Annotated in this window: 16 protein-coding genes; 10 read left to right on the top strand and 6 right to left on the bottom strand. The window is 65.6% G+C overall.

Annotation, left to right across the window (positions count from 1 at the left end; translation table 11 throughout):
- The first annotated feature begins 16 nt into the window (after positions 1-16).
- The gene (cobO, locus tag L867_RS0100645; RefSeq protein WP_028735088.1) at positions 17-652 is read left to right on the top strand and encodes a cob(I)yrinic acid a,c-diamide adenosyltransferase; all 636 of its coding nucleotides are present in this window, start codon (positions 17-19) and stop codon (positions 650-652) included.
- Positions 653-664: 12 nt separating this feature from the next.
- On the opposite strand, the gene L867_RS0100650 is transcribed toward cobO, so the two are convergent.
- The 4 genes from L867_RS0100650 to L867_RS27235 form a co-directional block, all read right to left on the bottom strand.
- Positions 665-958 carry a type II toxin-antitoxin system RelE/ParE family toxin gene (locus L867_RS0100650; RefSeq protein WP_028735089.1) on the bottom strand — a complete coding sequence of 98 codons (294 nt, stop codon included), beginning with the start codon at positions 956-958 and terminating at the stop codon, positions 665-667.
- Entirely contained in the window at positions 955-1209 is a 255-nt protein-coding gene (locus L867_RS0100655; RefSeq protein ID WP_028735090.1) for a type II toxin-antitoxin system ParD family antitoxin, read from the bottom strand. Before L867_RS0100655 ends, L867_RS0100650 begins: the two co-directional genes overlap by 4 nt.
- A 73-nt stretch (positions 1210-1282) precedes the next feature.
- The gene (locus tag L867_RS0100660; RefSeq protein ID WP_028735091.1) at positions 1283-2068 is read right to left on the bottom strand and encodes a TSUP family transporter; all 786 of its coding nucleotides are present in this window, start codon (positions 2066-2068) and stop codon (positions 1283-1285) included.
- A gap of 184 nt (positions 2069-2252) precedes the next feature.
- A complete protein-coding gene (locus L867_RS27235; RefSeq protein ID WP_156951546.1) occupies positions 2253-2423 on the bottom strand; it encodes a hypothetical protein in 171 nt (56 codons plus the stop codon).
- Positions 2424-2780: 357 nt separating this feature from the next.
- Between L867_RS27235 and L867_RS0100670 the strand changes: the two genes are divergently transcribed.
- The 9 genes from L867_RS0100670 to L867_RS0100710 all read left to right on the top strand — a co-directional run bounded on the left by L867_RS0100670 (position 2781) and on the right by L867_RS0100710 (position 12130).
- Positions 2781-4217, top strand: coding sequence for a sirohydrochlorin chelatase (locus tag L867_RS0100670; RefSeq protein WP_028735092.1), 1437 nt, complete (start codon positions 2781-2783; stop codon positions 4215-4217).
- Positions 4218-4388: 171 nt separating this feature from the next.
- Positions 4389-5024 carry a precorrin-8X methylmutase gene (locus L867_RS0100675; RefSeq protein WP_028735093.1) on the top strand — a complete coding sequence of 212 codons (636 nt, stop codon included), beginning with the start codon at positions 4389-4391 and terminating at the stop codon, positions 5022-5024.
- Between the two features lie 13 nt (positions 5025-5037).
- On the top strand, positions 5038-6264 hold the full coding sequence (locus L867_RS0100680; RefSeq protein WP_028735094.1) for a bifunctional cobalt-precorrin-7 (C(5))-methyltransferase/cobalt-precorrin-6B (C(15))-methyltransferase: 1227 nt from the start codon (positions 5038-5040) through the stop codon (positions 6262-6264).
- Positions 6265-6505: 241 nt separating this feature from the next.
- A complete protein-coding gene (gene cobI, locus L867_RS24250; protein ID WP_037172274.1) occupies positions 6506-7255 on the top strand; it encodes a precorrin-2 C(20)-methyltransferase in 750 nt (249 codons plus the stop codon).
- Positions 7252-9204, top strand: a complete 1953-nt coding sequence (gene cobJ, locus L867_RS0100690; protein ID WP_028735095.1) for a precorrin-3B C(17)-methyltransferase — start codon at positions 7252-7254, stop codon at positions 9202-9204. Before cobI ends, cobJ begins: the two co-directional genes overlap by 4 nt.
- A 253-nt stretch (positions 9205-9457) precedes the next feature.
- The gene (cobM, locus tag L867_RS0100695) at positions 9458-10240 is read left to right on the top strand and encodes a precorrin-4 C(11)-methyltransferase (protein ID WP_028735096.1); all 783 of its coding nucleotides are present in this window, start codon (positions 9458-9460) and stop codon (positions 10238-10240) included.
- A 14-nt stretch (positions 10241-10254) separates the two neighbouring features.
- Positions 10255-10551: a DUF1905 domain-containing protein gene (locus tag L867_RS0100700; RefSeq protein WP_028735097.1), complete on the top strand. Its 297-nt coding sequence runs from the start codon at positions 10255-10257 to the stop codon at positions 10549-10551.
- A gap of 83 nt (positions 10552-10634) precedes the next feature.
- A complete protein-coding gene (locus tag L867_RS0100705; protein ID WP_028735098.1) occupies positions 10635-11090 on the top strand; it encodes a GFA family protein in 456 nt (151 codons plus the stop codon).
- A 77-nt stretch (positions 11091-11167) separates the two neighbouring features.
- Complete coding sequence (locus L867_RS0100710; protein ID WP_028735099.1) at positions 11168-12130, top strand: nucleoside hydrolase; 963 nt, start codon at positions 11168-11170, stop codon at positions 12128-12130.
- Here the strand turns inward: L867_RS0100710 and L867_RS0100715 are convergent, their stop codons facing one another.
- Both L867_RS0100715 and L867_RS0100720 read right to left on the bottom strand, forming a co-directional pair.
- Positions 12131-12814 carry a cobalt-precorrin-6A reductase gene (locus tag L867_RS0100715; RefSeq protein ID WP_037172428.1) on the bottom strand — a complete coding sequence of 228 codons (684 nt, stop codon included), beginning with the start codon at positions 12812-12814 and terminating at the stop codon, positions 12131-12133. It abuts the gene before it with no gap.
- A complete protein-coding gene (locus tag L867_RS0100720) occupies positions 12804-13934 on the bottom strand; it encodes a cobalt-precorrin-5B (C(1))-methyltransferase (protein ID WP_084638445.1) in 1131 nt (376 codons plus the stop codon). Before L867_RS0100720 ends, L867_RS0100715 begins: the two co-directional genes overlap by 11 nt.
- Positions 13935-13986: the final 52 nt, after the last annotated feature.

Below are 13986 nucleotides of genomic sequence, written 5' to 3' on the forward strand. Positions count from 1 at the left end.
ATTGGAGGATGACACGATGACAGACGAGCTTCCCGGCGCTTCACCCGAAGCCGATCTCGCCCGCCACGCGGAAAAAATGGCGAAGAAGAAGGCCGCGCGTGAGAAGATCATGGCGACCAAGACCGGCGAGAAGGGGCTGATCATCGTCCACACCGGCAAGGGCAAGGGCAAGTCCTCGGCCGCCTTCGGCATGATCTTCCGCCATATCGCCCATGGCCGGAAATGCGCGGTGGTGCAGTTCATCAAGGGCGCCATGTCGACCGGCGAGCGTGACCTGATCCTCAAGCACTTTTCCGACCTGTGCGAATTCCACACCATGGGCGAGGGCTTCACCTGGGAAACCCAGGACAAGGCGCGCGACATCGCCATGGCCAAGGCCGCCTGGGAAAAGGCCAAGGAACTGATCCGCGATCCCTCCAATTCCATGGTCCTGCTCGACGAGATCAACATCGCCATCCGCTACGACTACATCGACATCGCCGATGTGGTCGAGTTCCTGGAGAGCGAGAAGCCGGAAATGACGCATGTCGTTCTGACCGGCCGCAACGCCAAGGATGAGCTGATCGAGATCGCCGACCTGGTGACCGAGATGGAGCTGGTGAAGCACCCGTTCCGCTCCGGCATCAAGGCGCAGATCGGGGTGGAGTTCTAGGCGGCAGTATGGTCACAGACGGTGCTGAGGCAACATGCGATTGTGTAGCACCGCCATGACCTGAATGCCTTCGGCAATGTGAACATAGAAGATGACATGCTCCCCTTCGGGAAAGCAGAAGAGGCCGTCTCTGATGTCCGGTCGCGCCTTGCCGAGGCGCGGATTGTCCGCCAGCCACTCGATCCTCGATTTGAGTTGAGCGATATAGGCGCGACGCTGCTCATTGCCCCAAGTCAACGCGGTGTAGCGGTTGATTGACCGCATATCGTTTGCCGCTCTCTTGCTGAGGCGCGCACGGCGCTTCACCGCGTAGCGTCCGCGATATCTTCGTCAAGGAGCTTTTCGAGGAAATCATCCTCGGCAAATTCGCCGCGCCGCGCCTGTTCCAGGCCGATGTCGATCTCACGACGGAGTTCCGCCAGCTTGCGTTCGCGTTCTTTGAGCCCTTCGAGTGCGTCGCGTACGACGTCGTTCGCTGTCGCATAGCGACCGCTATTCACCTGGGCCTCGATGAAATCGTCCCAGTGCTTGCCAAGATTGAGGCTGGTATTGGCCATGGCCAGTCTCCTCCAAGGAGTTGTGCGCCGCCATCCAAATATAGGTTGAAACGGCGCAAAAGCAAAGTGAAGCTCAGAACCCCATCCACACCCGCACCGGATTGGTCGGGTCCATCAGCAGCTTCACGGCGAGCGCCACGCAGGTGACGATCAGCAGCGGCTTGATCAGTTTGGCGCCGTTCTTCATGGCGAGCTTCGAGCCAAGCTGGGCGCCGAGGAACTGGCCGAGCCCCATCAGGAGCCCGACCTTCCACAGGACCACGCCGCTCGCCAGGAAGACGAGGAAGGCGCCGAGATTGGAGGAGAGGTTCAGGAGCTTGGTATGCGCAGTCGCCTTCAGCATGCCGAAGCCGGCGAGCGAAACAAAGGCCAGCATGAAGAAGGATCCGGTGCCTGGTCCGAACACGCCGTCGTAGAAGCCGATCAGCGGCACGAAGCTCAGGCCGAACAGGAAGGGCGTCATGCGCTGATGGCGGTCGACGTCCGAGAGATTGGGCTTGAGCGCAAAATAGAGCGCAATCGCCACCAGCAGGAAGGGCATCAGCGCGCGCAGCACGTCGCCGGGTACGACGGTTGCCAGCAGTGCGCCGACAGCACCGCCGAATCCAGCCAGCGCCGCCATCGGCAGCTGGCTCTTAAGGTCCACATGCCCCTTGCGGGCGTAGGCGATCGTCGCCGAGGCCGCGCCGAACATCGACTGCAGCTTGTTGGTGCCCAGCGTCTGGAGCGGCGGTATGCCGGCGATCAGCATGGCCGGGATGGTGATCAGCCCGCCGCCGCCGGCGATCGAATCGATGAAGCCGGCCAGGAAGGCAGCGACGAACAGCAAAAGCAGCGTGGAGAACAGGATTTCGGGCAAGGCAAGGGTCCGCACGGAGAAAAACGGCAGGCGGATCACTTCGCCCGTCTGCCCCTATCGCACAAACCGGACGGCACAAAAAGCCCGATCGCACGTGCTTCCGTGTCCAAGGACCGAAGGGCGGGAACTCGCCCCGTTCCGGCTTTCAGGCCGACGAAAGGGGCGGACTCCTGTCAGGCTGCGATCACATGCCTCTGACGAGATTACCCAGCAGCAGGAGAACGAAGGCGGCGGTCATGATCCAGAACGACGGAATGGCCGCAAACGGCAGGATATTGAGGAAAATCAACACTGCCGCGATGGCAAGCAGAACCGCGATGACGAAAACGGCCTGGGTGGGGCGGCTCAGATACATAAGATGGTGCTCCAAATTGGACGATCCTGGGGTCAGGACGACATCGTGTAACGCCGTGGACGGGCGAAAGTTCCATGGCGCAGAAAATTCGGTCTCCTTCCTGTCCCGTGTCCATGGCGTCTGTCCGCGCGCGGATGGCCCACAGAATGGCGCAAACAGGTTTGACCTGATGGGGCCGACTGGCTAAAGCTCTTGTCATGTGCGACGGCGCCTGTTCGACAGGCTGGAAATAGTCCGGTGCGGCCGACCCAAGCAGGGGGCCAATTCCGGAGCTGTCCGTAAAGGCCATGGAGTCCTCCGTTATGTGACGGGCTCCGGCGCTTCGTACATGAGGAAAACGAAGCAGGAGGCCTATTCATGTCGGAAAAACTCGGAATCATGGTCTGCGGCCACGGCAGCCGTAACCAGAATGCGGCGCGCGAATTCGCCATCATCGCCGAGGCGCTGCGGGCCAGAAACCCCGACATGCCGGTGGAATACGGCTATCTCGAATTCTGCAATCCGGTGATCTCGGCCGGTCTCGACAAGTTGCGCGCCGAAGGCGTCACCCGCGTGCTGGCCGTGCCGGGCATGCTCTTTGCCGCCGGTCACGCCAAGAACGACATTCCTTCGGTGCTCAATACCTACCAGGCGCAGAACCCGGGCATGGTTATCAACTATGGCCGCGAACTCGGCATCGACCTGAAGATGATCCGCGCCGCCGGCGACCGCATCCAGCAGGCGGTCGACGAAGCCAACCGGACGCTCGGCGTAGTCGACAAACACGACACGCTGCTCATGGTCGTCGGCCGCGGCTCGTCCGACCCGGACGCCAATTCCAACGCCTCCAAGGTCATGCGCATGCTCTGGGAAGGCATGGGCTTCGGCTGGGGCGAGACCTGCTATTCGGGCGTCACCTTCCCGCTGGTCGAGCCGGGGCTCTCCCATGCCGCCAAGCTCGGCTACAAGCGCATCATCGTCTTTCCGTATTTCCTCTTCACCGGGGTGCTGGTGAAGCGCATCTATTCCTACACCGACGAAGTGGCGGCGCGTCACCCGGAGATCCAGTTCGTCAAGGCGAGCTATCTCAACGATCACCCGCTGGTGCTCGACGCCTTCCAGGACCGGGTGAAGGAAATCCTCGAGGGCGCGGCGGTGATGAACTGCCAGATGTGCAAGTACCGCGAACAGGTGCTGGGATTCGAGGCCGATATCGGCCAGCCGCAAGAGAGCCATCACCACCATGTCGAGGGCATCGGCGGCGGGCTGGAGAACTGTCCGTGCAAGGGCGATTGCGATGCCTCCTGTCGCGATCCCGATTTCTGCAAGGAGCACGGCTTGCCCTGGACGCCGGTTCATTCCCATGCCGAGCCGAACGACCTTGGGCCGGCCTTCGACTACGCCCCCTCGACCACCCTCGGCGGCAAGTACGGCCACCTGATGAACGCCGCCCCCGACGCCGAACTGGAGGCCGTGATGAGCGCGCCCTCGAGCGGCAAGCCGCATGTCCACGAGCACGGCCCGAACTGCGGCTGCGGCCATCACCACGGGCATGATCACGGCCACGACCACGGGCGTGACCACGATGACCACCATCATGACCATGGCCATAAGCACGACGATCACGCCCATGCGCACGGGCATAGCCACGGTGACGATCACGGTCATGACCACGGTCACAGTCACGGCCATGAGCACGGACACGATCATGCCGGCGGCCATTCCCACGATCACGGTCACCACGACCACCATCACGCCCCTTACCCCCACGCCGACCATCCGCTCGGCCCGAAGTCGATGCAGAAGAAGAAGTGATGGGGCAGGTGGCACAATCGCTGGCGGGCCTCTGCCCCTCATCCCCCTGCCGGGACCTTCTCCCCGTTCTGACGGGGAGAAGGAGGACGGGGCCCGGGCGGTGCCACACGTCCCTTCTCCCCGCGAGCGGGGAGAAGGTGGCGGCAGCCGGATGAGGGGCGGTTCATGACGATCCTCGACTACATCCGCGATCCCGCCGAGATCTACCGCCAGTCCTTCGAGACGATCCGCGCGGAAGCGGATCTGTCACGGTTTTCCGGCGGCATGGAAAAGCTGGCGATCCGCCTGGTCCACGCCTGCGGCATGACCGATCTGACCGATGACATCGCCTTTTCCGCCGGCGCCTTCGAGGCCGGAGCGGCGGCGCTGGCCCGCGGCGCGCCGGTGCTTTGCGATGTGGAAATGGTTCGCCACGGCATCATTCGCCGCCTGCTGCCGGCGGAGAACGAGGTGATCTGCCTGCTGAACGACGCACGCGTGCGCCCGAAGGCCGAGGCGATCGGTAATACCCGTTCGGCCGCCCACGTCGATCTGTGGGACGAACATCTGGCCGGCGCTGTGGTTGCCATCGGCAATGCGCCGACCGCGCTCTTCCGCCTGCTGGAGCGGCTCGACGCCGGTGCGCCGAAGCCGGCGCTGATCCTCGGCCTGCCGGTGGGTTTCGTCGGCGCCGCCGAAAGCAAGGAGGCACTGATCGCCGACAGTCGTGGCATTCCCTTCATTGCCGTTCGCGGCCGGCGAGGGGGCTCGGCCATGGCGTCCGCCGCCATCAACGCACTGGCCGGGGGGCTCGGCGCCAATGACTGACAGAACGGCCGAAATGACACCCTGGCTTACCATCATCGGCATTGGCGACAACGGGCTTGCGAGCCTGACGCCGCAGGCGCAGGCGCTGCTCTGGCAGACGGAGACGATCGTGCTCGGCGAGCGGCTGGACAGTGTGCTGGAAGGCGCGCATCTGCCGGGCCTGAAACGCATTCTCAGCTGGAGCGCCGGTTTCCGCGAGACGCTTGGCGAGGTGATGCGGCTGCGCGGCACCCCGGTCACCATCCTCGCCACCGGCGATCCCATGCATTTCGGTATCGGCGCGACGCTCAGGCGCTATGTGTCGGTCGAGGAAATGCTGATCCTGCCGTCGCCCTCGGCCTTCTCGCTCGCGGCCGCGCGTCTCGGCTGGCCGCTGCAATCGGTGGCGCAGATTTCCCTGCACGGCCGCCCGCTCACGCACCTGAACCGCCATCTGCTCCCGCGCGCCCGCATCCTGGCGCTGACCTCCGATGCCTCGACCGTCATCGCCGCCGCCGCCCTTCTGGTAAAGCGCGGCTTCGGCGCCTCGATGCTGTCCGTGCTCGAGCACATGGGCGGCGATGCCGAGCGGATCACCGTGATGACGGCGCAGCAGATGCTGGAAAACACGCCGCCGCTGTCCGACTTCAACACGCTGGCGATCGACTGTGCCTCCGAATCGCCGCTGCTCTCGCCCGTGCCGGGCCTGCCGGACGAAGCCTTTCGCCATGACGGGCAGTTGACCAAGCGCGAGATCCGCGCCGTCACCCTGTCGCAGCTCCAGCCCTTTCCCAATGCGCTGCTCTGGGACGTCGGAGCCGGCTGCGGCTCGATCGGCATCGAATGGATGCGCACAGCCATGGGCACGCGCGCCATCGCCATCGAAGGCAAGGCCGAGCGCATCGCGATGATCCGCGCCAATGCGGATGCGCTGGGCGTCCCGGATATGGAGATCGTCGAGGGTACAGCGCCGGAGGCGCTCGACGGCCTGGACGAACCGGACGTGATCTTCATCGGCGGCGGCATCAATCACGAGGGGCTGTTCGAGGCGTGCTGGGACGCCCTGGCGCCCGGCGGCCAACTGGTCGCCAATGCCGTCACGATCGAGGGTGAGGCGCGCCTCGCCGACCTGCGCGGTGCCTTCGGCGGCGAATTGATCCGCCTCTCCGTCGCCCGCGCCGCCCCGGTCGGCCGCTATTGCGGCTGGAAGTCGCTGATGCCGGTGACGATCTGGTCGGTGACGAAGGGGGAGAACGCGTGACCGTTTTCGCCTTTCAAGACCCCCTCCGGCCTGCCGGCCATCTCCCTCACAAGGGGGGAGAGACCCGTGCCGCCAACGTGCAAGGCGTCGGCCGGTCTCTCCGCGCTGACATTTCTTTCCGGGCATTGACCCATGATCTTCTGAAGGCGCGAGCGGGGCCGCGTGCCTGTCTCCCCCCTTGTGGGGGAGATGCCCGGCAGGGCAGAGGGGGTATTTTTCAGAAGAGCGAGGGGCGATCCTCATGACCGGCAAACTCTACGGCCTCGGCCTTGGCCCCGGCGACCCGGAACTGATCACGCTGAAGGCGCACCGCATTCTGAGTGCTGCCCCGGTCGTCGCCTATCCCGCTCCGGACACCGGCCCGAGCTTCGCCCGCCAGATCGCCGCGGCTTATCTCAGTTTCCACCAGGTGGAGGTGCCGATCGTCGTGCCCATGCGGGTCGAGCGGTTTCCGGCGCAGGAGATCTACGACGAAGCGGCCGAGACCCTGTCGCGCCATCTCGATGCGGGCCTCGACGTCGCCGTGCTCTGCGAGGGCGATCCCTTCTTCTACGGCTCCTTCATGTACCTGTTCGAGCGTCTGTCCGATCGCTACGAGACGGAGATCGTGCCCGGCGTGTCGTCGATGATGGCCGCCGCCGCCGCCCTCGGGCGACCGCTCGCCGCGCGCAACGACGTATTGTCCGTCGTGCCGGGGCCGCTCGACGACGAGACGCTGAGGAGCCGGATCGACCCCGCCGCGGCCGTCGCCATCATCAAGGTCGGCCGTCATTTTCACCGCATCCGCGCGCTGATCGATGACATGGGGCTGACCGCTTGCGCCGGCTATGTCGAGCGCGTCAGCCTGCCCGAACAGCGCGTCCTGCCGCTGTCCGCCGTGGCGGAAGACGTCGCGCCCTATTTCTCGATGATCCTGATCTACAAGGGCGGGGAGGGCTGGAATGCATCGCTCGCCGCCGAAAATGCCCGCCACAACGGAATGACCCCATGACTCTCGCACCAGAACCCGCCGTCGTCATCCTGTCCGAGGCGAGCCACGCGCTCGGCCGCAGGATTGCCGATGCGATCGGCGCAAAACTCCACGGCGCCCGCGCCCGCACCGCGCATGTCGATATCGCTTTCGACGAGACAAAGGCGCATCTGGCGGCGCTCTTCTCCGCCGGCCGGCCGATCATCGCGGTGATGGCATCCGGCGCGCTGATCCGCATTCTGGCGCCGCTGCTCGCCGACAAGCATACGGAACCGGCCGTGGTCGCCGTCTCGGAGGATGGCGCCTCGGTCGTTCCGCTGCTCGGCGGCCACCATGGCGCCAACGATCTTGCCCGCACCATCGCCGCAGCCCTCGATGCCCATGCCGCGGTGACCACCGCCGGCGACGTGAAATTCGGCGTCGCCCTCGACCAGCCGCCGCAGGACTATGTGCTTGCCAATCCGGCCGACGCCAAGGCGGTGATGGCGGAGCTGGTGGCAGGGGCCAAGGCGCAGCTCGTTATTTCCTCTCCCCAGCGGGGAGAGGGTGGCGCGATAGCGCCGGGTGAGGGGGCGGCACCCGGCGAGGCCGGCCCTTCGGCCCCCTCATCCGGTCCTTCGGACCACCTTCTCCCCGCCGGGGAGAAGGGAAACCCGCCGCTCGCCGCCTGGCTCGTCGCCTCCCGCATCCCCTTCGCCGCGGACAGCACGGTGACGTTGACGGTCACAGACCGCCCCAAACACGCCGGTCCGCTCGAGCTGGTCTATCATCCGAAGACGCTGGTGCTCGGCATGGGCTGCGAACGCCATGCGTCGAGCGAAGAGGCGATCGCGCTCGCCGAACAGGCTTTGGCGGATAGTGACCTCGCCTGGCAGAGCCTCGCCGCCGTCGCTTCGATCGACGTGAAAGCGGACGAAACCGCGATGCACGACGTCGCCGCCCATTTCGGTGTGCCGGCCCGCTTCTTCCCCGCCGCGCGGCTCGAAGAGGAAGCGCCCAGGCTGCAGAACCCGTCCGAGGTCGTCTTTGCCGAGGTCGGCTGCCATGGCGTCGCCGAAGGTGCGGCGCTTGCCGGCGTCGGCCCGTCCGGCGACCTCGTCTTCCCCAAGATCAAGTCGAAGGGCGTCACCGCCGCGATCGCCCATAGCGCCGCGACCGTCGATCCGGCCATGATCGGCCGGGCCCGCGGCACCCTCTATGTCGTCGGCATCGGGCCCGGCGCCGACCAGTGGCGCTCGCCGGAAGTCTCGGCCATGGTCATGGCCTCCACCGACCTCGTCGGCTATTCGCTCTATCTCGACCTGCTCGGCCCGCTCGCCGCCGGCAAGACGCGCCACGACTTCGACCTCGGCAAGGAAGAGGCGCGCGTCGTCCATGCCATGGAACTGGCGGGCGAGGGCAAGACCGTGGCGCTCGTCTGCTCGGGCGATGCCGGCATTTATGCCATGGCGACGCTGGTGTTCGAACTGTTCGACAAGGGTGGCATCTCGGACGCGGCATCCCGCATCGAGGTCCAGGTCTCGCCCGGCATTTCAGCGCTCCAGGCGGCCGCTGCCCGCATCGGCGCGCCGCTCGGCCACGACTTCTGCACCATCTCGCTCTCCGACCTCCTGACCCCCTGGGAGCATATCCAGCGCCGGGTGAAGGCCGCGGGCGAGGGCGATTTCGTCATTGCCTTCTACAATCCGGTATCGATGAAGCGCCGCACCCAGCTGGCTTACGCCCGCGACACGCTGCTCGAATACCGCCCGGCCTCCACGCCGGTCATCCTCGCCACCAATCTCGGCCGTCCGGGCGAGCATGTCCGTACCGTGCCGCTCGGCGCGCTCAATGTCGACGACGTCGACATGCTGACGGTGGTGGTCGTCGGCTCGTCGGAGAGCCGCACCGTCACGACCGGCGACGGCAAGACCTGGGTCTACACCCCGCGCGGCTATTCGGGGAAGGCGGAGAGCGGGATGAAGGCATGAGCCGTATCGCCGCGACCGTCGGGTCCTTGGTACCCCCCTCTGCCCTGCCGGGCATCTCCCCCTCAAGGGGGGAGATCACAACCCGGAGGCCGCTCGGCCCTTTCTCAGGCCGCAGACCGAGAAGGCAGTCGGGAGCAATTTCGGGGGTGGCCCGGGACATTTCGGCTGACCGCGGGTCGATCTCCCCCCTTGAGGGGGAGATGCCCGGCAGGGCAGAGGGGGGTAACCCGCGACACAACTTGAGGACAACAGCATGACCGTCTATTTCATCGGTGCCGGCCCCGGCGCCCCGGATCTCATCACCGTGCGGGGCCTGAGGCTCATCGAGCGTTGCCCGGTCTGTCTCTATGCCGGCTCGCTGGTGCCCGAAGAGATCGTGCAGGCGGCGCCGGAAGGTGCGATCGTCATGGACACCGCGCCGATGCATCTCGACGCGATCGTCGCCGAGATGGAGGCCGCCCATGCCCGCGGCGAGGATGTCGCGCGAGTGCATTCCGGCGACCCGTCGATCTATGGCGCGATCGCCGAGCAGATGCGAAGGCTCGACGCGCTGAAGATCCCTTACGATGTCGTGCCGGGCGTGCCGGCCTTCGCCGCCACTGCCGCGCGCCTGAAAACCGAGTTGACGCTGCCCGAGATCGCCCAGACGGTGATCGTCACGCGCACCGAGATGAAGGCATCGTCAATGCCGGAATTCGAGACGCTGGAGATCCTCGGCAAGTCGCGGGCGACGCTCGCCATCCATCTGTCGATCCGCAACCTCACCCATATCCGCGACACGCTGACGCCCTATTACGGCGAGGACTGCCCGGTGATCATCGCCTACCGCTCGACCTGGCCGGACGAACTCCTGATCCGCACGACGCTGAAGGACATGGCAGAGGAGGTGCGCAAGGCGAAGATCACCCGCACCGCCCTCATCATGGTCGGCAAGGTCTTCGGCCATGTCGAATTCCGCGACAGCGACCTGTATAATTCCGAGTTCTCCCACGTGCTGCGCAATGTGGGAAAGAAGAAAAAGAAGGCCGACGTGTAATCCGGGGGCAGGCGATGGAGGCTTGGGAATTCGAGGCCGATCTCTTCGAGTACAGCGGCAAGGGCTCCTGGCATTTCGTCACCGTGCCGGCGGATGTCGGCTTCGCCATCCGCTGCGCCACCGGGAGCAGCCGGTCGGGATGGGGCATGGTGGCGGTAACGGCGGAAATCGCCGACGTCGGATTCCGGACCTCGCTTTTTCCCGAAAAGGCATCGTCTAGCTATCTTCTGCCGGTCAAGGCGGCGGTCCGTAAGGCGGCACGACTGAAGGCCGGTGACCGCCTCAAGGTCAGGATCGCACTCCTGCCATGAGTTGCGACCCGATCTGGCCGTGGCGTGCCATTGTTCTTTCACGCCCGGGCGCTATCCTGCCGGCATGAAAGAGGGAGATTCCAATGACGTTCGACGGTAATGTGACGGGCGGCGGCTGCCGTTGCGGAAAGGTGCAGCTGAAGGTGAGGGGCCGGCCGGTGATGACCATGGTCTGCCATTGCACCGGCTGCCAAAAGATGACCGCGAGCGCCTTTTCGCTGAGTTCGCTCTATCCGGAAGACAATGTCGAGGTGAGCGGCCTTGAGCCCGTCATCGGCGGCCTGCATGGGGATCTGCGCCATTTCTTCTGCCCGCATTGCCTGAGCTGGATGTTCACCCGCTTCGACGCCATGGGACCTTTCGTCAATGTGCGTTCGACCATGCTGGACGATGCGGCCGGCTTCACCCCCTTCATGGAAACCTGCGCCAGCGAGAAACTGCCCTGGGTGCAGACGCCGGCGCGGCACAGCTATCCGCAGTTTCCGCCGATGGAGGACTTCCCGCGCCTGATGGGCGAATTCGCCGAAACCGGCGGCTGACAGCTTGGCCATCCGACGCCACATGCGCTAAGACAGGCGCTTCGTTTTTTCAATCCCAACAGCATTCCGGCGGTTACATGCACAAGGTCATTTTCGATACGGATCCGGGCGTCGACGACGCCATGGCGCTGCTCTTCCTCCACCATCATCACGAGATCGATCTTGTCGGGATCACCACCGTCTTCGGCAATGCGTCGATCGAGACGACGACGCGCAATGCGCTGTTCCTCAAGCGCGAGTGGAAGATCGGCGCCCCGGTGGCCCGCGGCGCCGGCGAGACCTTCATCCCGCACCGGGTCAGCCACGAGCCGCCGAAATTCATCCACGGCGACGACGGGCTGGGCAATATCGGCGTGCCGGATGTCATCGACCTGCCGCTCGATCCGCGCCCGGCCCATCGTTTCATCGTCGAGACGATCCGCGCCAATCCAGGTGAGGTGACCCTGGTTGCCGTTGGCCGGATGACCAATCTCGCCAATGCGCTGAAGGAAGATCCGGGCATCGTCGAACTGGTCAAGGAAGTCGTCATCATGGGCGGCGCTTTTGACGTCAACGGCAATGTGACGCCGGCGGCCGAGGCCAATATCCACGGCGATCCCGAAGCCGCGGACATGGTCTTCACCGCCAACTGGCCCGTGGTGATCGTCGGTCTCGATGTCACGACGCAGACGGTGATGACCCGCCAGCAGCTCGCCGACATCCGCGATGCGGCCGGCACCAGCCGCGCCCGCCTGCTGTTCGATCTGTCACAGTTCTACATCAAGTTCTACGAGAGCCGCGTGCCGGACGGCATGGTCGTGCATGACAGCTGCGCCTGCGCCTATGTCGTGGCACCGCACCTGTTCAAGACGCGCTCCGGTTCGGTCCGCGTGGTCTGCGGCGGCATTGCCGACGGCCAGACGATCCAGAAGCCGGACTATATGGGTTTTGGCCCGAGCGTCTGGGATCATCTGCCGAGCCAGAAGATCTGCACCGGCATCGATCCCGACGGCGTGTTGACGCTGATCCACGACACGATCGTTTCGGTCAAGGAAGATTGATCAGCGGCCGATGATGATGACCGGCAACCCCATCTCCCGCGCCGCGACGATCTTGCCGTAGCCCGCGGCACCTCCCGAGTTGCGGCAGACGAGATGGGTGATGCCGTGGGCGGCAAAGAGCTCGGCCTCACGCACCGGATCGGCCGACGGTTTGCCGAGGATCAGCACATGGTCGACGAACGGCAGCGGTTCGGCCGGCGCGTCGACCATGCGGATGACGAAGCGGCAGTCGCTCCGGGCGACGAACGCATCCAGATATTGCCGGCCGAGCGCCAGGAACACGGTCGCCCCCGGCGGCAGAATGCGGGCCGCCTCTTCGAGCGAGGAAACCTCCTGCCAACGGTCGCCGCGCTGGCATTCCCAGCCGGGGCGAACCATATGCTCGAGCGTGATCCCCGTCTCGGCCGCCGCCTGGATGGCGTTTTCCGAGATCCGCCGGGCAAACGGGTGGGTCGCATCGATGAGCCGGGTGATGCCCTTCTCCCGGATATAGGCGGCCAGACCCGCCGCACCGCCGAACCCGCCAATGCGCACCTCGCCGGCCGGAAGCACCGGATGGGCGGTGCGTCCGGCGAGCGATGTGACGACCACGATGTCGCCGCGGGCGACGAGTTGTTCCGCAAGGGCCGCCGCTTCGGCGGTGCCGCCGAGGATCAGCACCTTCGGCCTTGTCTCAGGCGGCACGGGCAATGATCTTCCCCTGACGATCCGTGACGATCACGTCGACCTCGACCGGCGCACCGCGCAAGGTTCCGATCGCTGTCGCGCGGGCGGCGCGGGCAACAGCAGACGCGACGTTGATTTCATTTTCATTTGCTAATTCAAGTATTTCTAAAGCAGTGTTCGCGTGAAGCATTCGCTCCCGAACGGGCCCGGTGAGCACAGCCCCGTCGATCAGCGACAGGAGTGCTTCATTGTCCACCTGGCTGCGGGAGGAATGCAGGTCGAGCGCCCCTTGCGCCAGCTTCGCCATCTTGGCGAACCCGCCGGCAATGGTCAGCCGCGGCACCGGATGCACCCGGAGATATTTGAGCAGGCCGCCGGCGAAATCGCCCATGTCGAGCAGCGCGCCGTCCGGCAGGTCGTGGAAGACCTGCGCGGCCTTCTCCGAGGTGGAGCCGGTGGCGCCCAGCACATGCTGCATGCCCTCGGCGCGGGCGACGTCGATGCCGCGATGGATCGAATGGATCCAGGCGGCGCAGGAGAAGGGGTGGACGACGCCCGTCGTGCCGAGCACGGAGAGCCCGCCGACGATGCCGAGGCGCGGGTTCCAGGTCTTTTCTGCGATCTTGTCCCCGCCCGGGATCGACACGGTGATCTCGACATCGGCGGGCAGGCCGTGCTGCGCGCAGAGTACCTCGACCTCGGCCGTCATCATCGCGCGCGGCACGGGATTGATCGCCGGCTCGCCGACGCCGATCGGCAGGCCCGGTCGCGTCACGGTGCCAACGCCGTCGCCGGCGGCAAAGCGGATACCGCTTCCGGGCGCAAGCGGACGCACCGAGGCGACTACGGTTGCCCCATGCGTCACATCCGGATCATCGCCGGCATCTTTGACGATGCCGGCCATCGCATAGCCATCGCCAAGGGCCTCGAGCGAAAGCGCGAAGGCCGGCTCCTCGCCGCGTGGCAGCCGGATCGTCACGGGATCCGGGAACTCGCCGGTGATCAATGCCGTCAGCGCCGCCTTGGTTGCCGCCGTCGCACAGGCGCCCGTCGTCCAGCCGGTCCGGAGCGGGCCTTCGGGCTTGGCGATGCGGCCTTCGTCGGCCGCGGGCGCGGCGGTTTTGTCGGGTTGGCTCATGGTCCCGTTATAGGCGAGCGCGGGGCCATTCGGAAGCGCCGTCAGCGCCCTT

Source organism: Paenirhizobium selenitireducens ATCC BAA-1503, assembly GCF_000518785.1.
Classification (GTDB): Bacteria; Pseudomonadota; Alphaproteobacteria; order Rhizobiales; family Rhizobiaceae; genus Allorhizobium; species Allorhizobium selenitireducens.